The 22,325-nt window shown below is 71.7% G+C and carries 23 protein-coding genes; 15 read left to right on the forward strand and 8 right to left on the reverse strand.

Annotated elements, in window-relative coordinates:
- Positions 1 to 19: 19 nt before the first annotated feature.
- Positions 20 to 184, forward strand: coding sequence for a hypothetical protein (locus ACFZ8E_RS25735; RefSeq protein WP_243933661.1), 165 nt, complete (start codon positions 20 to 22; stop codon positions 182 to 184).
- 66 nt (positions 185 to 250) lie between these two features.
- Here the strand turns inward: ACFZ8E_RS25735 and ACFZ8E_RS25740 are convergent, their stop codons facing one another.
- The 5 genes from ACFZ8E_RS25740 to ACFZ8E_RS25760 all read right to left on the reverse strand — a co-directional run bounded on the left by ACFZ8E_RS25740 (position 251) and on the right by ACFZ8E_RS25760 (position 3,720).
- Positions 251 to 1,105: an ABC transporter permease gene (locus ACFZ8E_RS25740; protein ID WP_243933663.1), complete on the reverse strand. Its 855-nt coding sequence runs from the start codon at positions 1,103 to 1,105 to the stop codon at positions 251 to 253.
- A 79-nt stretch (positions 1,106 to 1,184) separates the two neighbouring features.
- A complete protein-coding gene (locus ACFZ8E_RS25745; protein WP_243933665.1) occupies positions 1,185 to 1,817 on the reverse strand; it encodes a LysE family translocator in 633 nt (210 codons plus the stop codon).
- A 225-nt stretch (positions 1,818 to 2,042) separates the two neighbouring features.
- Positions 2,043 to 3,026, reverse strand: coding sequence for an aliphatic sulfonate ABC transporter substrate-binding protein (locus ACFZ8E_RS25750; protein ID WP_243933667.1), 984 nt, complete (start codon positions 3,024 to 3,026; stop codon positions 2,043 to 2,045).
- 108 nt (positions 3,027 to 3,134) lie between these two features.
- A complete protein-coding gene (locus ACFZ8E_RS25755; RefSeq protein ID WP_147728174.1) occupies positions 3,135 to 3,491 on the reverse strand; it encodes a type II toxin-antitoxin system PemK/MazF family toxin in 357 nt (118 codons plus the stop codon).
- Positions 3,475 to 3,720, reverse strand: coding sequence for an AbrB/MazE/SpoVT family DNA-binding domain-containing protein (locus ACFZ8E_RS25760; protein WP_210246691.1), 246 nt, complete (start codon positions 3,718 to 3,720; stop codon positions 3,475 to 3,477). Before ACFZ8E_RS25760 ends, ACFZ8E_RS25755 begins: the two co-directional genes overlap by 17 nt.
- 299 nt (positions 3,721 to 4,019) lie before the next feature.
- Here ACFZ8E_RS25760 and ACFZ8E_RS25765 point away from each other — a divergent pair, with 299 nt between their 5' ends.
- The 5 genes from ACFZ8E_RS25765 to lptB all read left to right on the forward strand — a co-directional run bounded on the left by ACFZ8E_RS25765 (position 4,020) and on the right by lptB (position 10,414).
- Entirely contained in the window at positions 4,020 to 6,812 is a 2,793-nt protein-coding gene (locus ACFZ8E_RS25765; protein WP_147843209.1) for a [protein-PII] uridylyltransferase, read from the forward strand.
- Between the two features lie 82 nt (positions 6,813 to 6,894).
- Positions 6,895 to 7,521 (forward strand): nucleotide exchange factor GrpE, encoded by a 627-nt coding sequence (gene grpE / locus ACFZ8E_RS25770; RefSeq protein ID WP_243938182.1) that lies wholly within the window; start codon positions 6,895 to 6,897, stop codon positions 7,519 to 7,521.
- A 477-nt stretch (positions 7,522 to 7,998) separates the two neighbouring features.
- Positions 7,999 to 8,763 carry an LPS export ABC transporter periplasmic protein LptC gene (gene lptC, locus ACFZ8E_RS25775; protein ID WP_405044244.1) on the forward strand — a complete coding sequence of 255 codons (765 nt, stop codon included), beginning with the start codon at positions 7,999 to 8,001 and terminating at the stop codon, positions 8,761 to 8,763.
- Positions 8,760 to 9,554: an LptA/OstA family protein gene (locus ACFZ8E_RS25780; RefSeq protein WP_147843208.1), complete on the forward strand. Its 795-nt coding sequence runs from the start codon at positions 8,760 to 8,762 to the stop codon at positions 9,552 to 9,554. The genes lptC and ACFZ8E_RS25780 overlap by 4 nt, the downstream gene beginning before the upstream one ends.
- An 86-nt stretch (positions 9,555 to 9,640) precedes the next feature.
- Positions 9,641 to 10,414, forward strand: coding sequence for an LPS export ABC transporter ATP-binding protein (gene lptB, locus ACFZ8E_RS25785; protein WP_243933721.1), 774 nt, complete (start codon positions 9,641 to 9,643; stop codon positions 10,412 to 10,414).
- 61 nt (positions 10,415 to 10,475) lie between these two features.
- Here the strand turns inward: lptB and ACFZ8E_RS25790 are convergent, their stop codons facing one another.
- Positions 10,476 to 11,369, reverse strand: coding sequence for a LysR substrate-binding domain-containing protein (locus ACFZ8E_RS25790; RefSeq protein ID WP_405044245.1), 894 nt, complete (start codon positions 11,367 to 11,369; stop codon positions 10,476 to 10,478).
- A 117-nt stretch (positions 11,370 to 11,486) separates the two neighbouring features.
- On the opposite strand from ACFZ8E_RS25790, the gene ACFZ8E_RS25795 reads away from it, so the two are divergent.
- Positions 11,487 to 12,113, forward strand: coding sequence for a LysE family translocator (locus tag ACFZ8E_RS25795; RefSeq protein ID WP_405044246.1), 627 nt, complete (start codon positions 11,487 to 11,489; stop codon positions 12,111 to 12,113).
- Between the two features lie 122 nt (positions 12,114 to 12,235).
- On the opposite strand, the gene ACFZ8E_RS25800 is transcribed toward ACFZ8E_RS25795, so the two are convergent.
- Both ACFZ8E_RS25800 and ACFZ8E_RS25805 read right to left on the reverse strand, forming a co-directional pair.
- The gene (locus tag ACFZ8E_RS25800) at positions 12,236 to 12,544 is read right to left on the reverse strand and encodes an MmcQ/YjbR family DNA-binding protein (protein WP_405044453.1); all 309 of its coding nucleotides are present in this window, start codon (positions 12,542 to 12,544) and stop codon (positions 12,236 to 12,238) included.
- 36 nt (positions 12,545 to 12,580) lie between these two features.
- Positions 12,581 to 12,832, reverse strand: coding sequence for a hypothetical protein (locus ACFZ8E_RS25805; RefSeq protein WP_147729946.1), 252 nt, complete (start codon positions 12,830 to 12,832; stop codon positions 12,581 to 12,583).
- 216 nt (positions 12,833 to 13,048) lie between these two features.
- Here ACFZ8E_RS25805 and ACFZ8E_RS25810 point away from each other — a divergent pair, with 216 nt between their 5' ends.
- The 8 genes from ACFZ8E_RS25810 to ACFZ8E_RS25845 all read left to right on the forward strand — a co-directional run bounded on the left by ACFZ8E_RS25810 (position 13,049) and on the right by ACFZ8E_RS25845 (position 22,265).
- Positions 13,049 to 14,062: an outer membrane protein gene (locus ACFZ8E_RS25810; RefSeq protein WP_147858285.1), complete on the forward strand. Its 1,014-nt coding sequence runs from the start codon at positions 13,049 to 13,051 to the stop codon at positions 14,060 to 14,062.
- Between the two features lie 198 nt (positions 14,063 to 14,260).
- A complete protein-coding gene (locus ACFZ8E_RS25815; RefSeq protein ID WP_243938189.1) occupies positions 14,261 to 15,097 on the forward strand; it encodes an outer membrane protein in 837 nt (278 codons plus the stop codon).
- A 413-nt stretch (positions 15,098 to 15,510) separates the two neighbouring features.
- Entirely contained in the window at positions 15,511 to 16,344 is an 834-nt protein-coding gene (locus ACFZ8E_RS25820) for an outer membrane protein (protein WP_405044247.1), read from the forward strand.
- 71 nt (positions 16,345 to 16,415) lie between these two features.
- Positions 16,416 to 16,688, forward strand: coding sequence for a hypothetical protein (locus ACFZ8E_RS25825; protein WP_243988933.1), 273 nt, complete (start codon positions 16,416 to 16,418; stop codon positions 16,686 to 16,688).
- Between the two features lie 161 nt (positions 16,689 to 16,849).
- Positions 16,850 to 17,611, forward strand: coding sequence for an SDR family NAD(P)-dependent oxidoreductase (locus tag ACFZ8E_RS25830; RefSeq protein WP_405044248.1), 762 nt, complete (start codon positions 16,850 to 16,852; stop codon positions 17,609 to 17,611).
- A 173-nt stretch (positions 17,612 to 17,784) separates the two neighbouring features.
- Positions 17,785 to 19,407, forward strand: coding sequence for a gamma-glutamyltransferase family protein (locus tag ACFZ8E_RS25835; RefSeq protein WP_405044249.1), 1,623 nt, complete (start codon positions 17,785 to 17,787; stop codon positions 19,405 to 19,407).
- Between the two features lie 102 nt (positions 19,408 to 19,509).
- The gene (locus ACFZ8E_RS25840; RefSeq protein ID WP_405044250.1) at positions 19,510 to 20,676 is read left to right on the forward strand and encodes an iron-containing alcohol dehydrogenase; all 1,167 of its coding nucleotides are present in this window, start codon (positions 19,510 to 19,512) and stop codon (positions 20,674 to 20,676) included.
- 167 nt (positions 20,677 to 20,843) lie between these two features.
- Positions 20,844 to 22,265: a DUF2254 family protein gene (locus ACFZ8E_RS25845; RefSeq protein WP_243933682.1), complete on the forward strand. Its 1,422-nt coding sequence runs from the start codon at positions 20,844 to 20,846 to the stop codon at positions 22,263 to 22,265.
- Positions 22,266 to 22,325 lie beyond the last annotated feature (60 nt).

Raw genomic sequence — 22,325 nt, forward strand, 5'->3', positions numbered from 1 at the left:
GCCGAAGGTGACGAATTCCATGGTCAAGAGCGATCTCCACCCGCCGCATTCCGGGCCCGGGTCCGATCCGGTGCTCTACGGGGTGGCCGCCGGGCTCGCCGAGCTGTTCCCGCCGGTGACGGCGCACCCGCGCCCGGTCCACGATCGCGACCGGGCCGAGACCGACGAGCCCGACCAGGACTGAGGCGACGCGCCCCGAGCGCGAAACCCGACGCGTCTCCCGTCGGAGCGCGTCCCGCGGCGATCGTGATCAGAGCGCGTCCCGCGCCGTGTCCTGCCAGCGCACCAGCGGGGTCGTGAGCGCTACCAGCAAAGCGTCGGCGAGCTTGCCCGCCACCGCGAAGGCGATGATCGCGGCGAGGATCTGCTCGGGCTTGGAGAATTGCTGGCCGTCGATCAGCAGGTAGCCGAGACCTTCGGACGCCCCCATCAGCTCGGCCGCGACCACGAACAGGAAGCCGAGCCCGAGGCCGGTGCGCAAGGCCGTGACGGTGGCCGGCAGCACCGCGGGCAGCAGAATGCGCCGCACCTGCGCCGCCCGCGACAGCCGGAAGATCCGCCCGACCTCGACGAGCTTGCGGTCGACCGAGGCGATGGCGCCCGCGACCCCGACATAGACGGGGAAGAACACCCCGACCGCGATCAGCATCACCTTCGGCGTCTCGAGGATGCCGAACCACAGGATGAACAGCGGCACCCAGGCGAGCGACGGCACCGCGCGCAACGCCTGCAGGCTCGGGTCGACGAGCCGGCGCAGGGTCGGCAGGGTCGCGGTCAGCGCGCCCGCGACGATCCCCGCCGCCGCGCCGAGCGCAAAGCCGAGGCCGACGCGCACCAGCGTCGCGGAGACGTGCATCCACAGGTCGCCCGAGCGGGCGAGCTCCCACAGCGTCGCCGCGATCCGGCTCGGCGGCGGCAGCAGCCGGCCCTGCGCCAGGCCGGCACGGACCGCCGCCTCCCAGCCCAGAGCCAGCGCCAGCGGAAGCAGGAGGCCGAGGCCGGCCCGGCCCAAGCGCGGGGAGACCGCGCGTCCGGCCCGTGGGGCGGCGCTTGGCGCGAGGTTGGAAGCGGCGTTCGCCGCCGGAGCGGCCGCGGGTCCGGTCATCGGGCGTCGAGCTCGGAAAGGTGTGGCATCGGACCGTCGGGAGCTGGAGGGTCGGCGGCCCTATAGCACCGCCGCGGGCTCAGCGCCGCGCCTCGGTCGCCATCCGCACCGCGAGGCCAGCGAGCACAGTGCCCATCAGCCAGCGCTGCGCCACCATCCAGGCCGGGCGCCCGCCGAGGAAGGCGGCCACCGACCCGGCGGTGACGGCGAGCAGCGCGTTCACGCCGATGCTGATCCCGGTCTGCACCGACCCCAGCACCAGCGATTGCACCAGCACGCTGCCGTGCCCCGGCGTGATGAACTGCGGCAGCAGCGACAGGTACATCACCGCGATCTTCGGGTTGAGGAGGTTCGTCAGGAACCCCATCGCGAACAGCCGCCGCGGCCCGTCGGGCGGCAGCATCCGCGGCTGGAACGGCGAGCGCCCGCCCGGCCGCACCGCCTGCCAGGCCAGCCACATCAGGTACAGCGCGCCGGAAAGGCGCAGGGCGTCGTAGGCGAAGGGCACGGCGAGCAGCAGCGCGGTGATGCCGAAGGCCGCCGCCAGCATGTAGACGAGATACCCCGCCGCGACCCCGCCGAGCGAGACCAGCCCGGCGCCCGCCCCCTGCGAGAGCGAGCGCGAGACCAGGTAGACCATGTTCGGCCCCGGCGTCAGCACCATGCCGAGGGAGACAAGCGCAAAGGCGAGGAGGTTCGTGATCTCGGGCATGCCTCCGGTCGCTCCTGCTGTGTGCATCGACCGGACCGTGGGCATATCGCGGCGCGGGCCCCCTTTCCCAGGGGGAGAGGGACAGGGTGAGGGGTGTGACCTTTCCGTCTGAGGCACGCCCCTCATCCCACCCTTCTCCCCCTGGGAGAAGGAGCCGCGCTGCGGATCGCGCGGACGATACGGCTCTGCGACGACCGATGCGAGCGGGGCTCGATACGCCCTCGCCTACCGCGCCGGGTTGAAGCGCGTGTCGATCAGCCCGTCGACGGCGGCGGCGACGTCGGTGCCGGCGGGGATGATGCCGGCCTGCTGCAGGGCGAGGCCGGCCGCCTGGATCGAGGCCGCCTGGGCCTTGCCGACCGCCGGCTCGGAGAGGTCGGTGCGGGCGACCTGCCGGGCGATCACCGGCTCGGGCAGCTTCGTCGCGGCGACCAGGGCCGCCTTCAGCGCGTCCGGGTTCTCGATCGCGAACAGCCGCGCCCGCTCATAGGCGGCGATCACGGTGCGGACGAGCTCGGGGTTCTCCTGGGCGAACGCCTCGCGCACGTCGAGCAGGCCCCAGGTGTTGGCGCTCGCGTCGCGGAAGAACAGCACGTCGTCGTTCTCGATCTCGGCCGCGGCCATCATCGGGTCGAGGCCGGCCCAGGCGTCGACGTCGCCGCGGTCGAGCGCCGTGCGGCCGTCGGCGTGCTGGAGCAGGACGAGCTTGGCGTCGCGCTCGGTCAGGCCGGCGCCCTGGAGGGCGCGGATCAGGAAGATGTGCGGGTCGGTGCCGCGGGTCACGGCGATGCGCTTGCCCTTGAGGTCGGCGACCCGCGCGATGCCGCTGCCCTTGCGGGTGACGAGCGCGGTCCATTCCGGCCGCGAGAAGGCGTAGACCGCCTTGATCGGGTTGCCGTTGATGCGCGCCACGAGGGCGGCGGCGCCGGCCGAGGAGCCGAAGTCGATCGCGCCGGCATTGAGGAATTCGAGCGCCTTGTTGGAGCCGAGCGACTGGACCCAGCGCACGGTGATGCCCCTCGGCTTCAGCGCCTCCTCCAAAAACCCCTTGTCCTTCAGGACCAGCCCGACCGGATTGTAGGTCGCCCAGTCCAGGCGGACCTCCTTGACCTCGGCGGCGCCGGCGGGCGCAGACAAGGCGGTGGGCAGGGCGACCGGGAGAGCGAGCACGAGGGCGGCACCGAGAAGCGCGCGGCGGGCAAGGCGCATGAGGACAGTCCTTTTCGGATCGGGCGTTTGATCCGAGCTAGGCCGGTGCGTTCTTTATGTCAAACGACAATTCCGCAATATAGGACGCACAGCCGTGGACGATCGGCATCAACCGAGTTGCAGGAACGCCGCGATCTTCGCCTTCACGTCATCGATCACGGCCGCCGGCGCGACGTCGACGAAGCGCGCGTAGCGCTCGGCCCAGGCGAGCGGCTTGCCCTGGTCCGCAAGGACGAAGCCGTGGATCTTCAGCCCGGACGGCAGGGCCACCTCGTAAGGGTAGCCACGTCCGCGGCTGGTGACCGGACACGCGAAGCAGCGCCCGACGAGGCCGTTGTAGGACCGCGGCGTGAGGACGAGCCCGGGCCGGGTGAAGCCCTGCTCGGTCCCAAGATGCGGACTGAACTCGAGGAAGATCAGGTCGCCGAGATCAGGGCAATAGGGCGGCTCACCAGATCTCGTCACCGACCGTCCGCCCCTCGAACTGGTCGTCGTGCAGGTTCTCTTTGGTGATGCCGGCAAGCAGGCCGTCGAAGGTGTAGCGCGGCGGCTCTGCGCGCGGCGCGATGACGATCCGCCCCTCCTCGACACTCAGTTCGGCCGTGCTGCCTTCAGCAGCGCCGACGTCTCGCAGGATCTGCGCCGGAATGCGGAGGGCGAGACTGTTGCCCCATCGGGAGAACTGAACGATCACGCGCACCTCCCTGGCATGGCTGTGACCAAGCTTCGAACGGCACCGTGCCGCGCTCGCATCAACGTATCGCCTTCGTATATACGATCCCCGGGACGGCGCGTCAAAGCTCGCCCACCGGCACCCCGCCCGCTCCGGCGGATCCGGATCGAGCGTGGCTTCGGCGTGGCTCTTGCTCGCGGCCCCTCGCCCGAGGCCCTTCGTTGACGAGCCCCGGCTCGAGGACCCTGGCTCGACGCCGCGCGCCGGTCCGGAAGCCCGGCCCCGCTGGCAGCACCGGCAGTTCATGCTAACGGGTACCCATGTTCGATGCCGTCGCTGCCCTGGACAAGGTTCTGGATGCCCTGGATCGCGAGGCTCGTGAGCCGACGAAGCTCCGCGCCGTCCTGGTGCCGGAGCTGAAGCGGGTCATCGAGGCCGGCCACGCGGCGGCCGAGGCGCAGCTTCTGAAGGACCGGGACGGCATGCGCTGCGCCCGCGCCCTGTCGAACCTGACCGACGCGGTGGTGCGCGCGATCCACGACGCGGTGGTCTGGCGGCTCTATCCGAACGACAACCCCTCCACCGGCGAGCAGCTCGCGGTGGTGGCGACCGGCGGCTACGGCCGGGGCACGATGGCGCCGGGCTCCGACATCGATCTCCTGTTCCTGCTGCCCTACAAGCAGACCGCGTGGTCGGAGAGCGTCGTCGAGGCGATGCTCTACGTGCTGTGGGACCTCAAGCTGAAGGTCGGCCACGCCACCCGCTCGGTCGAGGAATGCCTGCGCGAGGCCCGCGCCGACATGACGATCCGCACGGCGCTCCTGGAGGCGCGCTTCCTGTTCGGCACGCGGGTGCTGTTCGAGGAGCTGGTGACGCGCTTCGACGCCGAGCTGGTGATGGGCACCGCGCACGAGTTCGTCGAGGCCAAGCTGCGCGAGCGCGACGGCCGCATCACCAAGGCCGGCTCCTCGCGCTACCTGGTCGAGCCCAACGTCAAGGACGGCAAGGGCGGCCTGCGCGACCTCAACACCCTGTTCTGGATCGCCAAGTACACCTACCGGGTTCGCGACCAGGTCGAGCTCGTCGCCGCCGGCCTGTTCACGGCCGAGGAGTACCGCCTGTTCGAGCGCTGCGACGAGTTCCTGTGGCGGGTGCGCTGCCACCTGCACTTCGTCACGCGGCGCGCGGAGGAGCGGCTGTCCTTCGGGCTGCAGCCGAAGATCGCCGAGCGCCTCGGCTTCGGGCCGCGCGGCGGGCTGTCGGGCGTCGAGCGCTTCATGAAGGCGTACTTCCTGATCGCCAAGGACGTCGGCGACCTCACCGCCATCGTCTGCGCCGAGCTGGAGGCGCGCCACGCCAAGCGCACGCCGGTGCTCGACCGCTGGATCGGCAAGTTCCGCGACCGGTTCCGCGCCACCGCGATCGAGGCGGAGGATTTCTGGCTCGACCACGGCCGGGTCAACGTCCGCGCCGAGGACGCGTTCGAGCGCGATCCGGTCAACCTCCTGCGCCTGTTCTGGCTCGCCGACCGGCACAACCTCGCGATCCATCCCGACGCCAAGCGCCTGGCGAACCGCTCCCTGCGCCTGATCGGCCACGCCCTGCGCGCCGACGAGGAGGCCAACCGCCTCTTCCTCGAGATCCTGACCTCGAAGAACTCGCCGGAATCGGTGCTGCGGCAGATGAACGAGGCCGGCGTGCTCGGCCGCTTCATCCCGGATTTCGGCCGCATCGTCGCGATGATGCAGTTCAACATGTACCACCACTTCACGGTGGACGAGCACCTGCTGCGCTCGCTCGGCGTGCTCGCGGCGATCGATTCCGGGCGCACCGAGGAGCAGTTCCCGCTGGTCTCGCGCCTGGTCAACGCGATCCACAACCGGCGCGCGCTCTACGTGGCGATCCTGCTCCACGACATCGCCAAGGGCCGGCCCGAGGACCACTCGATCGCCGGCGCGGCGATCGCGCAGAAGCTGTGCCCGCGCTTCGGCCTGACCCAGGCCGAGACCGAGACGGTGGCCTGGCTCGTCGAGCACCATCTCCTGATGTCGATGACCGCCCAGAGCCGCGACCTTTCGGACCCGAAGACCATCGAGAAGTTCGCCGCCGTGGTGCAGACGCTGGAGCGCCTGCGCCTGCTGACGATCCTCACCGTCGCCGACATCACCGCCGTCGGCCCCGGCGTCTGGACCGCGTGGAAGGGCACGCTGATCCGCACCCTCTACGACGAGACCGAGGTGGTGCTGTCGGGCGGCCATTCCGAGATCGCCCGCACCGACCGCGTCCGGCTGATCCAGATGGGCCTGCGCGAGCAGCTGCCCGACTGGTCGTCGGAGGTGTTCGACGCCTACGCCGCGCGCCACAACCAGGCCTACTGGCTGAAGGTCGACGGCGTGCGCCAGTTCAAGAACGCCGGCTTCATCCGCCAGGCGATCGAGGCCGGCCGCACCAGCGCCACCGACGTCGAGACCGATCCGGTCCGCGGCGTCACCGAGCTGACGGTGTACTCGCCCGACCATCCGCGGCTGCTGGCCATCGTCACCGGGGCCTGCGCGGCGGCCGGCGGCAACATCGTCGACGCCCAGGCCTTCACCACCAGCGACGGCTTCGCCCTCGATTCGATCTTCATCTCCCGCGCCTTCGAGCGCGACGAGGACGAGATGCGCCGCGGCCGGCGCATCACCGCCTCGATCGAGCGCTCGCTCAAGGGCGAGATCAAGATCGCCGAGCTCGTGGCCGACAAGCACCCGCCCTCCGCCGGCCGGGCCAAGACCTTCCTGGTCCCGCCGGACGTGGCGATCGACAACGCGCTGTCCAGCCGCGAGACGGTGGTCGAGGTCACCGGTCTCGACCGGCCGGGCCTGCTCTACGAGCTGACCACGGCGCTGAACCGCCTCAACCTCAACATCACCTCGGCGCATGTCGCGACCTTCGGCGAGCGGGCGGTGGACGTGTTCTACGTCACCGACCTGACCGGCACCCGCGTCACCCAGCCCGACCGCCAGGCGGCGATCCGCAGCGCGGTGATGGAGGTCTTCGCCGGCGACGTGGCGGTGATGAAGGCCGAAGGGCTCGAGGCGCTCGTCGCCGCGCCGCCGCCGCGGGAGGCGTGATGTGCTTCGCCGGGTTGATTTCGCGGCCCGCGCGCCTGATATCAACGCCGACCCCGAAATCACCCGGCGAGCCCTTTTCGCGATGACGAGCAACGACATGCAGCATGACGACCCGCGCCAGAGCACGGTCGAGGCCGGGGCCGGCGTGGCGCACGAGGCGCCGCACGACGCCCCCGCGTCCCAGGACGGGTCGGCCGCCGACGCGAAGCTCGCGGCGATGACCGCCGAGCGCGACGAGCTGAAGGACCGCACGCTGCGCACGCTGGCCGAGATGGAGAACCTGCGCCGCCGGACCGAGCGCGAGGTCGCCGACGGCCGGACCTACGCGGTCACCAACTTCGCCCGCGACGTGCTCAACGTCGCCGACAACATCCGCCGCGCGCTCGACAGCGTCCCGGCCGAGGCGCGGGCCTCGGCCGAGGGCGCCTTGAAGGGCCTGATCGACGGCATCGAGCTGACCGAGCGGGATCTCGCCAAGACCCTGGAGCGCCATGGCGTGAAGGTGGTCGAGCCCAAGGGCCAGCGCTTCGACCCGAACCGCCACCAGGCGATGTTCGAGGTGCCCGACCCGGAGGTGCCGGCCGGCACCGTCGTGCAGGTGGTCCAGTCGGGCTACGTCATCGGCGACCGGACCCTGCGCCCGGCCCTGGTCGGCGTCGCCAAGGGCGGCCCGAAGGCCGGCGCGCCGGCGGACGCCGCGCAGGCGTAAGGCGGCCGAGGCAGGCCGGGCCTCGTCCGGCCTGCGGTCCCGCCTCGGGGGCGCCGCCGCGACGCCTTCCTGCCCGGCCCGTCGGTTCGCGGCTGCGCGGGGTCTCGGCGCCGGATCGATCCCGCCACGCACCGCGCCGCCTCTCTCGAACGGGAAAGGCGCCCTTTCCCCCGCCGGGCGGGAGGGACGGGCGATCGGGCGTCGCAGGACAGTCCGACAGCGGCCCGCCCGGGTCGGGCGCCGCCAGCGCACGCCATCCGGGAACGGCCGCGCCATCGCCGTGCGCGAACGCACGGCGCGTCCGCCGAATCCTCGCCCGCACGGCTTCCGGATGCAGGCGACAGTTGAACATTCGGAAACGCTTGGGCCATAACTTCGCCATCGGCCGGGCGCATCCCGGACGAGTCGGCGCGGCGCGCGAAGCGTCGGGGCCGGGCTCGCGGGCGCATCGCCCCAGCGTCGCGCATCGGAATCGTCATGCAGGTCGTCGACGCGGTCGAGATGAACGGGTACGCCCAGGCGAGCGGTCGGACCGACCTGCGCCGCACCCGCGCGCATGCGCGCGCCCATCGCCACAGCGCCCAGGTGCGCACGCTGCGCCGGGTGCTGCCCCTGGTCGCGGGCGGCGCGGTGATCGCGCTCGGAGCCTGGCTGTTCAACCCGTTCGCGGCCGTCATCCCCGGCGTCAGCGTCGGGCCGGTGACGCTGTCGGGCACCAAGGTGCGGATGGAGAACCCGAAGCTCTCCGGCTTCCGCAAGGGCGACCGCGGCTACGAGGTCACCGCCACCGCCGCGCTGCAGGACATGCGCAAGCCGAGCCTGATCGAACTCGAGGCGATGCGCGGCCACGTCGCCACCGACGACAAGGGCGGCCTCGCCTGGATCGAGGCGGCGACCGGGCTGTTCGACACCACCCGCGAGGCGCTCGATCTCAAGCAGGACATCCGGATCTGGACCGACAAGGGCGAGGAGGCGCGGCTGCAATCGGCCGCCGTCGACTTCAAGGCCGGCAGCGTGAAATCGGCCGAGACCGTCACCGTGTCGGTGCCGAGCGGCCAGGTGGTCGCCGACGGGCTCGACGTGGTCGAGAACGGCCGCGTGATCTCGTTCATCGGCAACGTCCACACCGTGTTCCACCAGGACAAGGCCAAGGACGCGAAGGCCGACGACAAGGCCGAGCCGGCCAAGGTGCCCCTGCGCGTCCTCACCTCCTCGGCCGAGCCGACGGACGGCCGACCATGACCGGCCTGTCCGGTCTGCCGGCGCGGCTCGCCGCCGCCTTCGCGGCCGCGTCGCTTCTCTCCGTTGCGCTGCCGGTCGCGCCCGCCCGGGCCGAGAAGCCGGCCGTCGCGGCGGCGCCGAAGAAGGATCCGACCTCGCCGTTCGGATCGATGGGCGGCGGCAAGGAGCCGATCAAGATCGACGCCGACCGGCTCGACGTGTTCGACCGCGAGAGCAAGGCGATCTTCGCCGGCAACGTCGTGGCCGTGCAGGGCGAGAGCACCATCCGCTGCTCGACGATGACGGTCCACTACAAGCGCGGCAAGGACAAGGACGCCAAGGACAAGGCGAGCCCAGCCGCGGAGGCCGAGGACAAGCCCAAGGATGCGGCCGGCATGGGCGAGAACGGCATCCAGAAGGTGGAATGCGCCGGCCCGGTCACGGTGGTGCAGAAGGACCAGGTCGCCACCGGCGACAGCGCGGTGTTCGACCAGGCGGCCAAGCGCATCGTGCTCACCGGCAACGTCGTGCTGAGCCAGTGCCAGAACGTCACCCGCGGCCAACGCCTCGTCTACGACATGAACACCGGCCGCGCGAACATGGACCCGGTGCCGGGCGGGCGCGTCTCCGCCCTGTTCGTGCCGGGCGAGAAGGCCGAGAAGGACAAGCCCGCCAAGGGCTGCGCGCAGCCCGCCGGCATCGCCAGGACCGCGCCGAAGCCGGCCGACGCAGCCAAGGGTGACGCAGCCAAGACGGATGCCGCCAAGGGCGACGGCAAGTCCGACGGCAAGACGCGGGCCCAGGCCAATTGAGCGGTTCGATCGGCGTCCCCGGCGGTCAGGCCCTCTCCCCGCACCGGTCCGAGACCGCGAGCCCGCGCCCGTCCTGGCTCGGGCGGGTGCTCGGCCGCGCCCGGCCCGAGGCGGTGCCGTCCGAGGTCGAGGGCGGCCCCGGCATCCTCAGCGTCCGCGGCCTGCGCAAGAGCTACGGCGCGCGCACCGTCGTGCACGAGGCCGGGCTCACGGTGCGGACCGGCGAGGCGGTCGGCCTGCTCGGGCCGAACGGCGCCGGCAAGACCACGATCTTCTACATGATCACCGGGCTGGTGGCGGCCGACCGCGGCCACATCACGCTGGACGGCCTGGCGATCACCCACCTGCCGATGTACCAGCGCGCGCGCCTCGGCATCGGCTACCTGCCGCAGGAAGCCTCGATCTTCCGCGGCCTGACGGTGGAGGACAACATCCGCGCCGTGCTCGAGGTCGCCGAGCCCGACCGCAAGGCGCGGGCGAGGAAGCTCGATTCGCTGCTCGAGGAATTCGACATCGCGCGCCTGCGCAAGTCCCCGTCGATCGCGCTCTCGGGCGGCGAGCGGCGGCGCTGCGAGATCGCCCGGGCGCTGGCCTCGTCGCCGACCTTCATGCTGCTCGACGAGCCCTTCGCCGGCATCGACCCGATCGCGGTCGGCGACATCCAGGACCTCGTCAAGCACCTGAAGCAGCGCGGCATCGGCGTGCTGATCACCGACCACAACGTCCGCGAGACGCTCGGCCTGATCGACCGCGCCTACATCGCCCATTCCGGCCGCATCCTCACCGAGGGCACCCCGGAGGAAATCGTCGCCAACGCCGACGCGCGCCGGCTCTACCTCGGCGAGGATTTCCGGCTGTAGCGGCGGCGGCTCCGGTCGGGCCCGGTGTCGTGACCGGAAGGACGGCTCGGGGTGGGAAGCCTCATCCGGTCGGCTCCGTGAACGACGCGATGGCCGCGTCGACCAGAGGATTGCTGCGGGCGTCCGACCAGACCAGGGCCGCCGCGACGATCTCAACGTTCTCGGCCAGCGGTCGGATCACGACCTGGGGCGGGGCGAGCCCTTCGAAGCGCAGGGGCACCAGCGCGACACCCTGCCCGCAGGCCACGAAGGCGATCTGCGAGGTCACGGCGCGGACCTCGTGCACGATGCGCGGCGCGAACCCCGCCGCGTGGCAGGCTGCCGTCACTCGGTCGAAGTAGACCGGGCTGGAGCGGCGAGCGAACATCGCGAAATCCGCATCGGCCAGCAGCGCCAGCGGGACCGCCGCCATGCCGGTCAGCCGGTGATCGCGCGGCAGGGCGACGGCGAGACGATCGGTGGCGACCGGCCGCGAGCGGATGTTCGGGCCGAGTTCCCCTTCCAGGCGCGCGAAGGCGAGATCGATCTCGCCCGTCTCGATCAGCGGCACCGCCTCGACGCTGTCGATCTCGCGCACGGCGATCGTCAGCCCCGGCCGGGCCGCACGCAGGCGCGCCACCATCGGCGGCAAGTCCTCCAGAAGCGCCGAGTTGATCGCGCCGACGGTCAGCGTGCCGGTCCGGCCTGCGACCGCCTCGCGCACGGCCCGCTCCAAGCGCTCGACCTGGCCGGCGAAGACCTGCACCGCCGGCAGGATCGCGGCGCCCGCGGGCGTGAGCCGCACGCCGCGGCGGTCGCGGTCGAACAACCGCGCGCCCAGCATCCGCTCCAAGGTCTGGATGCCCTCGCTCAGCGGGGGCTGCGACATGCCGAGCCGCTGGGCGGCACGCCCGAAATGCCGTGCCTCGGCCACCGCCAGGAACAGCCAGAGGTGCCGGATCAACCGGACGTCCACGGTCACTTCGATAGCCCAGCCGTATCACAGGGATCTTGAGATGGTATTTTACCGATCGAAGGGCGGATGGGAAATCCGGGGCTGCGCCGCCACGAAGCGTGCGGCAGGAGCCCGACGATGCCCGACCATCCCACCCTCGTCGCCTACGGCGCGGTGATCCTCGGCTTGGCGATCACGCCGGGGCCGAACATGATCTACCTGATCTCGCGCTCGATCGCGCAGGGGCGCCGGGCCGGCTTGGTCTCGCTGGTGGGCAGCGCGCTAGGGTTTCTGCTCTACATGACCTGCGCCGCCTTCGGGATCACGGCACTGCTTGCGACGGTGCCCTACGCCCACGATGCCCTGCGGCTCGCCGGGGCGGCCTACCTGCTGCTCCTCGCCTGGTCCGCAGTGCGCCCCGGGGGCGTCTCGCCATTCCGAGCCGCGGACCTGCCGCAGGCCGGCCCTTGCCGGGTGCTCGCGATGGGGCTGGCCACGACCTTGCTGAACCCCAAGGCGGCGCTGCTCTACCTCGCGCTGCTGCCGCAATTCGTGATCCCCGGCCACGGCAGCGTGCTGGCTCAGACCCTGGTGCTCGGCCTGATGCACATCGCCCTCAACCTCGCCTTCGGCGTCGTCATCGCCACCACGGCCGGGGCGCTGGCGGCCGGCCTCGCCCGGCGCCCGTCCTGGATGCGGGCGCAGCGCTGGCTGATGGGCGGCATGCTCGGTGCGTTCGCGGCCAAGCTGCTCGCTGAGGCCTGAGGCGAGCCCGACGACCCGCCCGGCGATCGACGGGCCGCCGGGCCGTCCCGATCACCACCACGGCGCCGGGCCGAATGACGCAAGCGGGCGGCGCTCGACACCGGCTCGCGGAGCGGCCGCCCTCACGCCGTCGGCTCGTAGACCGAGACCAGCCCGGCCGGCGCCGTGGCGCGCCAGGCGGCGAGCAGGGCGTCCCGCAGAATCTCCTCCTCGCAGGCGTCGAGGTCGAGGTTGGTCCAGCCGCGGCGGCCCCAGGCGCCGTCGATGGCCGAGAACAGGTCCGGCTCGGCCACCAGCAGGCGCTCCTGGTCCTCCGGCGACAGCCGCAGCACCAGCCGGTCCTCCTCGGTCCATAGCGTCGCGAAGACCCGGCCGCCCACGCGAAAATCCGGGTTGCCCTTGTGCGCGCCGGGGATCGCTTCCGGCAGCATCAGCGCGAGGGCGCGCACGTCCTCCGGCAGCACCGATCAGGGCCCGGCGGGCGCCCGCGACAGGCTGGTCGGCCAGGTGCTGCCGGGATGCTCGCGGACGTCGCCGGGGTTCGATCCGGTCGCGGCATCGCTGGCCCACTCGCCCGGCTCGGCCACCGCCTCGATCCGGTCCTCGGGGTAGTGCGCCTCGAGGAACAGCAGCGCCTCGGCCTCCGAGGCCGCGCGCACCGTGACCAGGGGGCGCGGGCCGGACGGGGTCCGGACGTCGGCGATGAACAGGCGCGTCATGTCGATCTCGCTCGGTGGAGGCTGTGCAGGCAACGCCCGGAACGGCGATTGTGTCCGCAGGACCGCATCGGGGACGTGCAGGATTGCGCACCTCAAACAATCCATAACGCTAAGTTTTAACGTTAAGCCAGCTTTAAGACCTTGCCGCCATGGTCCGGGAGGTCACCAGAGCCGGCACCGAAAGCTTCCGGCACATTTAAGCGTGAAGGAATTCTTATGGCCCGCTCCAAGCTCGTCGCTTTGGTGCGCACCCTGACGCTCGCGGCGAGCGTCGGCGCGCCCTCACTGGCCGCAGCCGCCGACCTGCTGCCGCCCCCGCCCCCGCCGCCCTATGCCCCGCCGATCGAGGTCGGCGGCGGCTGGTACCTGCGCGGCGACGTCGGGGCCAGCGTCTACGACCGGGCGAAGTACAGCACGTCCTACGACTATGCCGGCTACCCGGAGGCGAACCGCTCCTACGGCAACGAGGTCGGCGGCGGCGGCTTCGCCGGGGTCGGCGTCGGCTACCAGTTCACCCCGTTCCTGCGCGGCGACGTGACCGGCGAGTACCGCTACTCCACCGGCCTGCGCGGCAGCGAGTACTACAGGGGCCCCGACTACGACAACGGCCTCGGCTCGTACGGCATCAACAAGTCGAGCGGCCACTTCGATTCGGCCGTCGTCCTCGCCAACGCCTACTTCGACCTCGGCACCTGGTACGGCATCACGCCGTTCATCGGCGCCGGCGCCGGCTACGCCTTCAACCACGTCTCCGGCTACGGCACGAACGGCCAGTTCACCAGCCCGACCTACGCCTACGATTACGGCAACCCGCAATACGGCGGCTGCCCCTGCGCCCCGCCGACCTACAACTACACCCCGACCTACACGGTCGACGCGAACGGCAACGCGACGCCGGTGTACAACAGCCAGGCGACGACCAAGTCGTACAAGGACAAGACCACCGGCAGCTTCGCCTGGGCGCTCCATGCCGGTCTCGCCTACAACGTCACCGACGCGTTCAAGGTCGAGCTCGCCTACCGCTACCTGAACCTCGGCCACGCCTCGACCGGCGCCAGCTTCTCCACCTGCTGCGGCGAGGCCGGAGCCGGCGTGAAGATCAAGGACATCGAGGCCCACGACGTGAAGATCGGCGTGCGCTACCTGCTCGGCGGCCTCGTCGCCGCGCCGCTGCCGCCGCTGGTGCCCGACTATCAGCCGGCCCCGGGCCCGCTCGTCCGCAAGTACTGAGACACGTACCGAACCTGCACGGCCTCGACATCGAAGACGGCGCGGATCCGATCCGCGCCGTCTTCTTTCGTTTCAGGGCCAAGACGCGCGCCACGGACCGCGAAATACGGTTAAGCCGTTCACAAGATTTGGGGTTTAGGGTCCTCGTCAAGTCGTCCTACGGGATGCAACCGTTGATCTTGCGTGAGGACTTTCCCCATGGCTGCGCTCGAACGCCGCTTCGCCGCCGCGGCGCTGCTTCTCCTCGGGATCGGTCGCGCCGAGGCCGCCGACCTGCTGCCCCCGCCCCCGCCGATGGCGCCGCCGGTCGCGGTCGGCGGCGGCTGGTACCTGCGGGCCGACTTCACCGAATCGGCCTACGCGCGCCCGCACGACGACACCCGGGCGGACGCGAACGACCCGGGCATGCCGCCGCTCGTCGGCCTGCGCCTGAGCGATGCGGCCGGCTACGGCGGCGGCGTCGGCTACCGGATCACCCCGTGGCTGCGCGTCGACGCGACCGTCGACCAGCGCGAGCCGGCCCGCTACGGCGCCGCCTCCTCGCGCTCGAACTTCGCCACCGGCTACAATGTCGAGGCGGCGCAGGTCTCCGCGCTCACCGCCCTCGTCAACGTCTACGCCGACCTCGGCACCTGGTGGGGACTGACGCCCTATGTCGGCGCCGGCATCGGCCTCTCGGACATGGGCGTGGCGCGGGGCTACACCCAGACCACCTGCACGGTCGACGCCTGCGACGGCAACCCCGGCACCGGCCTGCGCACCGCCGTGGCGCGCCCGAACCGCTCGGTCGCCTCGCTCGCCTGGGCGCTGACCGGCGGCGTCTCCTACGCGATCGGCGGCGGCTTCAGCCTGGACGCGGCCTATCGCTACGTCGATTTCGGCAACGCCAAGAGCGGGCTCGACGCCTACAACGCCGGCACGCGGCTGAAGGACATCGCCGCCAACGAGTTCCGCCTCGGCCTGCGCTACGACCTCGGCGGCTTCGGCAGCGGCCCGAGCCTCGCCGGTCTCGGCGGCAGCGCCTACGGCAACTGATCCGCGACCGGGCGATCGCCGACGGACGCGAAGCGGCCGCGGGCCTCGCGCGGCCCCTTGCCCTGCGGAGAGATGGCTGGATCGGGGGCGTGACCGCCCCCGGGCGGTATCGGATTTCCCACCTCGCGACCGTCATATGCCGGCGCTCGTCCGCGGCACGGCGGGCGAGCCGACGCCCGAAGCGACGGGCGTCGGCGGTCGGGGTGGCGTCGCGATCCGCGGATCGAAGCCTCGGCCCGGTCGCCGGGCGCGGGCGTGCGGTAAAATCCCGTCTTCGTTCCGGTTTTCGCGTCGCATCCCCGCATTGACACGGCATGCCGGCCGATATCGAAACCAGCCATTAAGGTTACTCTCCTATCAAGAGAGAACAGGTTTCGTAGTGCGGTCGTGTTGCCGCCCCGAGGACGACCGCGATGCGTAAGACTTCCCGCGCACTTCTTGCCGCCCTGAGCCTGGCCGGCCCGACCACAGCCCGCGCCGCCGACCTCGACTACGATTTCCTCCGCGGCCCCGACTACGACCCGCCGGTCGCGGTCACGGCGATCGACTGGAGCGGCGTGTATGTCGGCGGGCACGGCGGGTACAGCACGACAAGCTTCAACTTCGGAAGTGCTGGACAATCCGACATCGCGCACATCTTGCGGACATCCACGATCCAGAACGAGTTCGATGTTTCGCGGTGGAACACGCTTCGCCCTGGGCGTGCGCACGACGTCTCGTTCGGCGGATTTGCCGGCTACAACATCCAAATCGACGATGCCGTTTTCGGTATAGAGGTCGACTACACGAACGCCAATCAGAAGGCGCGATCGGAGGACAGCCTCACCCGCAACGTGACGACGAAGGATAACTACTTCTACGATGCCTTCGTTCACACGGCGGCGCGCGCTACTTTGGAAGATTACGGAACAATCCGGGCTCGTGCCGGGTATGCCTACGGTCAGTTCTTGCCCTTCGTGACAGGCGGACTTGCGTATGGTCGAGCTCTCGTTGGCGATACCGTCAACGTCGCGACCGCACAATACACCGACTCGACGCGGAACACCCTCGTTGCAACGCTGGCGCAAAGTGGCGGTAGCTTGAAGGAGAAGTTCGCTCTCGGCGGCGCGCTTGGCGCGGGAGTCGATGTCTCGATCACACAGAACGTGTTTCTACGCGCCGAATACCAGTATGTATGGTTCAGCGCCTTCGGCGACAACAAGATGAACGTCAACACGGTCCGCGGCGCCCTCGGCGTGAAGTTCTGAGCGCTTAGCTCGCCGACCGAGTCAGCGCATCGCGCGGCGATCCTCGCTTCCCTACGCGTCGGAAACCCATCATGCCCGTTCGGATCTCGCTCCCCCTCGTCACCCTCGCGGGCCTGCTGGCGACGCTGTCGCTCGCCGGCCCCGCCGCGGCCGAGGGGCCGGGCTACGCCGAGGCGGCCCCGCGCGCCGCGCCGCGGCGCCTCGCGCATCGCCCCCTCCCCCCGGCCGGCCTCGACCGCCGGTACGGCGCCTATGCCGGGCCGCGCGTCTACGGCCCGGTCGTGCGCGCCTACCTGCCGCGCAACGACAACGTTCCGATGTACAACGAGCCGCCGCCGCGCTGAGGCGGCTTTCGCAGCGCGCCCGACCCGAACGGGGACGTGCCGCCCTTCCCCCCCTCTGCGGGGGAGGGAAAAGCATGTTGCGCCGGCCTCTTCCGCCCGCCGCTCGATCCGCTAGACATCGGGCTCCGCGCCGCGCGCGCGGGGCTTGGCGGGAGCGGGCGATGCGGATCCAGGGTCTCTCGGCGATCGTGACGGGCGGGGCCTCCGGGCTCGGGGCGGCGACGGCGCAGGCCCTGGCCGAGGCCGGCGCGCGGGTGGCGCTGCTCGACCTCGACGGGGCAGCGGCGCAAGCCCGGGCCGCCGTGCTCGGCGGGATCGGCATCGCCTGCGACGTGGCGGACGCGGCGAGCGCCGAGGCCGCCGTGGCGCGGGCGGCCGAGGCGCACGGTCCCGCCCGCATCCTCGTCAACTGCGCCGGGATCGCGCCGGCCGCCCGCATCGTCGGGCGCGACGGCCCGGCCTCGCTCGACGGCTTCGCCCGGGTGATCCAGGTCAACCTCGTCGGCTCGTTCAACCTGATGCGGCTGGTGGCGGCGGGCGCCGCCGGGCTCGATCCCCTCGACGGGGGCGAGCGCGGGGTGATCGTCTCCACCGCCTCGATCGCCGCCTACGAGGGACAGGTCGGCCAGGCCGCCTACGCCGCCTCGAAGGCCGGCATCGTCGGGCTGACGCTGCCGGCGGCCCGCGAGCTCGCGCCGCTCGGCATCCGCGTCTGCGCGATCGCGCCGGGCATCTTCGGCACGCCGATGCTGCTCGGCCTGCCTCAGGACGTCCAGGACAGCTTGGGGGCCGCGGTGCCCTTCCCCGCCCGCCTCGGCCGGCCGGAGGAATACGCCGACCTCGTGCTGGCGATCGTCCGCAACCCGATGCTCAACGGCGAGACCATCCGCCTCGACGGCGCGTTGCGCATGCAGGCGCGCTGATCCGCGCACGAATCCTGCGTCGCAACGAAGGGAAGTCCGATGGGATCGTCCCTTCGGCGGGGGTCGGGCGAAGCCCGACGAACCGACCGGGCTTCGCCCTCGGCCCCGGACAAGGGATCACCCCTTATCGAAACCCGGACGTCACGCGCCGACCCTCAGTGAGCTGACCCGACATGTCGCAAACCTTCGACTGGACCTCCGCCTATCCCTCGATCCGCATGCCGATGTTCGGCCGCAACGTGGTCGCGACCTCGCACGCGCTGGCGGCGCAGGCCGGGATGCGGATGCTGTGGAAGGGCGGCAACGCGGTCGACGCGGCGATCGCCACCGCCGCGGCGAAGACGCTGACCGAGCCGTGCAGCAACGGGCTCGGCTCGGACGCCTTCTGCATCCTCTGGGACGGCCAGGAACTGCACGGCCTGAACGCCTCGGGCGGGGCGCCGGCCGCCTGGACGCCGGACTACTTCGCCCGGAAATACGGCCCGGCCACGCGGCCGCCGATGCGCGGCTGGGATTCGGTGACGGTGCCGGGCGCCGTCGGCGCCTGGGTCGCCCTGTCCGAGCGCTTCGGCAAGCTGCCCTTCGCCGACCTGCTGGAGCCGGCCATCGAGATCGCCGAGCGCGGCTACCTCGCGCCGATCGTGGTGCAGCAGAAATGGGCCGCCGCGGCAGCGGTCCCCGACCTCGTGCGCCAGCCGGGCTTTTCCGAGTTCTTCCTGCCCCGCGGCCGCGCGCCGGATGTCGGCGAGCTGGTGACGCTCAGGGCCGCCGCGCGGACGCTGCGCGCCATCGGCGAGACGAAGGGCAAAGCCTTCTACGAGGGCGAGATCGCCGAGGCCATGGCGCGGCACGCGGGCGCGAACGGCGGCGCGATGACGCTCGCGGACCTGTCCGCCTACCGCCCGGAATGGGTGACGCCGACGCGCAAGGACTACCGCGGCTACACGCTGCACGAGATCCCGCCGAACGGGCAGGGCATCGCCGCGCAGATCGCGCTCGGCATCCTCGAGAGCTTCGACCTCGCCGGGATGGCGGTGGACGGGGCGGAGGCGCAGCACCTGCAGATCGAGGCGATGAAGCTCGCCTTCGCCGACACCTACGCCCACGTCGCCGACGGGCCCGCGATGCGGGTGAGCCCCGAGGCGATGCTCGACGACGCCTACCTCGCGTCCCGCGCCAAGCTGATCGACCCGCGCCGCGCGCAGGATTTCGGCGCCGGCAACCCGGTCCGCGGCGGCACGATCTACCTCACCGCCGCCGACGAATCCGGGATGATGGTGAGCTTCATCCAGTCGAACTTCATGGGCTTCGGCTCCGGCGTGGTGGTGCCGGAGTGGGGCCTGTCGCTGCAGAACCGCGGCTACGGCTTCGTCCTCGACGAAGCGAGCCCGAATTGCGTGGCGCCGGGCAAGCGCCCGTTCCACACCATCATCCCCGGCTTCCTCACACAGGGCGGCGCCCCGGTGATGAGTTTCGGCGTGATGGGCGGCAACATGCAGCCGCAGGGCCACGTGCAGACGCTGGTGCGGATGATCGACCACGCCCAGAACCCGCAAGCCGCCTGCGACGCCCCGCGCTGGCGCTTCAACCAGGGCCTCGAGATCAACGCCGAATCCGCGATGCCGGCGGACACGCTCGACGGCCTCGTCGCCCGCGGCCACCGGGTCGCGGTGATCCGGGACAGCTACCAGGATTTCGGCGCCGGCCAGTTCATCTGGCGGATGGGCGACCCCGGCGTCGAAGGCTACGCCGCCGCCAGCGACCCGCGCCGCGACGGGCAGGCGGTGGTCTGGTGACGCCGAAGCGCCCCGACGCGGCATCCCGGGTCGCCGCTGGCGATCGCCCGCCGAGCGGTTAGGCTGGCGCGGCGAAACATCCGTCCGCCGAGGCTCCCGGCCATGAACCCGTTCCTGTTCCAGACCACTCCGAACCTGCTGTTCGAGGCCGGGGCGGCGGGCAAGATCCCCGAGCTGGTCGCCAAGTTCGGCGCGCGAACCATCCTGCTGGTGACCGACCGGGGCGTGCGCGCCGCCGGGCTGACGCGGGCGGCCGAGGCGGCGCTGGCGCAGGCCGGCTGCCGCATCGACGTGTTCGCGGACGTGGTCGCCGACCCGCCGAGCCACGTGGTCGAGACCGCGGCGGCCTTCGCGCGGGCGTCGGGCGCGGAGCTGGTGCTCGCGATCGGCGGCGGCTCGGCGCTCGATACCGCCAAGCTCGTGGCCTACCTCGCCCGCTCGGACGACGCCCTGGACGCGATCTACGGCGCCGGCCTCGCCACGGGCGAGCGCCTGCCGCTGATCCTGGTGCCGACCACCGCCGGCACCGGATCGGAGGTGACGCCGATCGCCATCGTCACCACGCCCACGCAAGAGAAGAAGGGCGTCGTCGCCCCGCGCCTGCTGCCCGACTGGGCGGTGCTCGACCCGGAGCTGACGCGGGGCCTGCCCGCCGCCGTCACCGCGGCCACCGGCATCGACGCGATGGTGCACGCGATCGAGGCCTATACCAGCCGCCACCGCAAGAACCCGATCTCCGACGGCCTCGCCCGGCAGGCCCTGGGGCTGCTCGCCTGCCATATCCGGATCGCCTGCACCGACGGCGGCGATGTCGAGGCGCGCTCCGGGATGCTGCTCGGGTCGATGCTCGCTGGCATGGCCTTCGCCAACGCGCCGGTGGCGGCGGTGCACGCGCTCGCCTACCCGATCGGCGCGCTGTTCCACGTGCCGCACGGGCTCTCGAACGCGCTGGTGCTGATGGGCGTGCTGCGCTTCAACCTGCCGGAGGCGCGGGCGCTCTACGCCGAGCTCGCGCCGATCCTCGACCCGGACGCCCGCGACCGGCCGGCGGCGGAGGCGGCCGACCGCTTCGTCGCGGCGCTCGCCGCGATCTGCCGCGATTGCGGCGTCCCGGCCTCGCTCGCGGCGGTCGGCATCGCGGAGACGGACCTCGACCGCCTCGCCGACGACGCGATGAAGCAGACGCGGCTCCTGGTGAACAACCCGCGGACGGTGACCCGCGCCGACGCGCGCGCGATCTACGCCGCGGCGCTGGCGGGCACCGCCTGAGGGCGTCTTCGAGGAAGCGATCCCGGCTGTCGCCGACGGCCTTGGCCGCGATCCAGCCACCGCCCTCATCCTGAGGCGCGGCCGCTTCCGTCGCTCTCGCGCTTCGGCCGGTCCTTTTCGGGTCGATGTCCGTATAGGGGGGGCACACAGGAGCGACGCCACCCACCATGCCAGCCATCGAGACGGTCCCGAACCGCGTCGTCGCCGCCGTCCGGCGGTCCTTCCGGCAGTTCCTGGCACTGCCGCTCGCGACGATCGTCGGCTTCGTCGGGCTCAATGCGCTGGTCTACCTCGCCGACCGCTCGTGGTCCGGCGGCGCGGCGCCCACGGGCTTCCGCTGGCTCGGCGCGCTGCTCGGAGACCGCGCCGCGCTCGGCGGCCTGCTCACCACCGTGGCGTCGAGCATCATCACCGTGACGTCGATCACCTTCTCGCTGCTGCTCATCGCCGTGCAGCAGGGCGCGGCCTCGCTCACCGCGCAGGTCACCGACCAGTTCATGGCCCGGCGCACCAACCAGTTCTACTTCGGCTACTTCGTCGGCCTGTCGGTCTTCGTGCTGATGACCCTGGTGACCAACACCGAGTTCCACCGGCCGGTCTTCGGCACGAGCCTGGCGCTGGTAATGACGACCTTCGCCCTCTGCCTCGTCATCGTGATGCTCTACAACACCATCGATCAGATGCGGCCTGAGCGCATCGTCCAGTTCATCCACGAGCAGATCCTCGAGGCCCGCGCCGACGACGAGCGCCTGCTCGCGCGCACCCGCCGGACGCCCCGGCCGGGCTGGGACGTCCGCGCGGTGGTGCGCGCGACCGAGCGCGGCTACGTCGTCGGCCTCGACGCAGACCGGATCCAGGCGGCGATCGCGCGCGCCGCGCCGGACGCCGTCGAGGTTCGGATGCGGGTTCCGGTCGGCACCTTCCGGGCGCTCGGCGACCCGCTCTTCGACATCCGCGCCCGGCCGGGCTTCGTGCTGGAAGCGGAAGCGCGGGAGGCGGTCGAGGCCGCGTGCGGGCGGGCGCTCACCTTCGACGACGGGCGCGACCTCGGGCACGATGCCGGCTACGGCCTGCACCAGCTCGCGACCATCGCCTGGACCTCGGTCTCGACCGCGAAGTCGAACCCCAGCCCCGGCCGCGTCGTCCTCCTGGCTTTGCGCGACATCGTCGCCCGCTGGAGCCCCGGCGAGGTCGACCCGCCGGAGGCACTGGGCGCGCACGTGATCCTGGCCGACCACGCCCCGACCGCGGCCACCGATGCGCTGGAGGCGGTGATCGTCGTCGCCTCGGAATCGATCCAGTGCCAGACCCTCGCCGAGGCGATGGACAGCCTGGCGATCCTGCTCGGCCACGTCGCCGCGCCGACGGCCGACCGCCTCGCCGGCATCGCCCAGCGCTCGCTCTCCGCCCTCGGCGAGCACGTGCTGACCCGCGAGCTCGAAGCCGCCCTCGACGGCCTCGCCGCGGCGTTGGCCACGCGCGGCTTCGACGACGGCGCGGCGGCGGTCGCGGCGGCGACGCGGGCGCTGGCCGAAAGCCACGGCACGCTCAACTCGCGATCGACCCGCGTGCCGGGAACCACCGGCTGACCCGCCGCGGACAGCGGCTCCGTTCTCGGGAACTTCCGGCCACTCGTCCCGCCCGCGCCC

Source organism: Methylobacterium sp. HMF5984 (assembly GCF_045033435.1).
GTDB lineage: Bacteria > Pseudomonadota > Alphaproteobacteria > Rhizobiales > Beijerinckiaceae > Methylobacterium.

Coding starts and splice junctions, on each gene's coding strand:
- ACFZ8E_RS25835 (WP_405044249.1), top strand. CDS start 17,785: ATGTCGCAAACCTTCGACTGGACCTCCGCCTATCCCTCGATCCGCATG.
- ACFZ8E_RS25845 (WP_243933682.1), top strand. CDS start 20,844: ATGCCAGCCATCGAGACGGTCCCGAACCGCGTCGTCGCCGCCGTCCGG.
- ACFZ8E_RS25740 (WP_243933663.1), bottom strand. CDS start 1,105: ATGACCGGACCCGCGGCCGCTCCGGCGGCGAACGCCGCTTCCAACCTC.
- ACFZ8E_RS25830 (WP_405044248.1), top strand. CDS start 16,850: ATGCGGATCCAGGGTCTCTCGGCGATCGTGACGGGCGGGGCCTCCGGG.
- ACFZ8E_RS25800 (WP_405044453.1), bottom strand. CDS start 12,544: ATGCTGCCGGAAGCGATCCCCGGCGCGCACAAGGGCAACCCGGATTTT.
- ACFZ8E_RS25745 (WP_243933665.1), bottom strand. CDS start 1,817: ATGCCCGAGATCACGAACCTCCTCGCCTTTGCGCTTGTCTCCCTCGGC.
- ACFZ8E_RS25795 (WP_405044246.1), top strand. CDS start 11,487: ATGCCCGACCATCCCACCCTCGTCGCCTACGGCGCGGTGATCCTCGGC.
- ACFZ8E_RS25815 (WP_243938189.1), top strand. CDS start 14,261: ATGGCTGCGCTCGAACGCCGCTTCGCCGCCGCGGCGCTGCTTCTCCTC.
- ACFZ8E_RS25825 (WP_243988933.1), top strand. CDS start 16,416: ATGCCCGTTCGGATCTCGCTCCCCCTCGTCACCCTCGCGGGCCTGCTG.
- lptC (WP_405044244.1), top strand. CDS start 7,999: ATGCAGGTCGTCGACGCGGTCGAGATGAACGGGTACGCCCAGGCGAGC.
- ACFZ8E_RS25840 (WP_405044250.1), top strand. CDS start 19,510: ATGAACCCGTTCCTGTTCCAGACCACTCCGAACCTGCTGTTCGAGGCC.
- ACFZ8E_RS25750 (WP_243933667.1), bottom strand. CDS start 3,026: ATGCGCCTTGCCCGCCGCGCGCTTCTCGGTGCCGCCCTCGTGCTCGCT.
- ACFZ8E_RS25735 (WP_243933661.1), top strand. CDS start 20: ATGGTCAAGAGCGATCTCCACCCGCCGCATTCCGGGCCCGGGTCCGAT.
- ACFZ8E_RS25810 (WP_147858285.1), top strand. CDS start 13,049: ATGGCCCGCTCCAAGCTCGTCGCTTTGGTGCGCACCCTGACGCTCGCG.
- ACFZ8E_RS25780 (WP_147843208.1), top strand. CDS start 8,760: ATGACCGGCCTGTCCGGTCTGCCGGCGCGGCTCGCCGCCGCCTTCGCG.
- ACFZ8E_RS25805 (WP_147729946.1), bottom strand. CDS start 12,832: ATGACGCGCCTGTTCATCGCCGACGTCCGGACCCCGTCCGGCCCGCGC.
- ACFZ8E_RS25820 (WP_405044247.1), top strand. CDS start 15,511: ATGCGTAAGACTTCCCGCGCACTTCTTGCCGCCCTGAGCCTGGCCGGC.
- ACFZ8E_RS25765 (WP_147843209.1), top strand. CDS start 4,020: ATGTTCGATGCCGTCGCTGCCCTGGACAAGGTTCTGGATGCCCTGGAT.
- grpE (WP_243938182.1), top strand. CDS start 6,895: ATGACGAGCAACGACATGCAGCATGACGACCCGCGCCAGAGCACGGTC.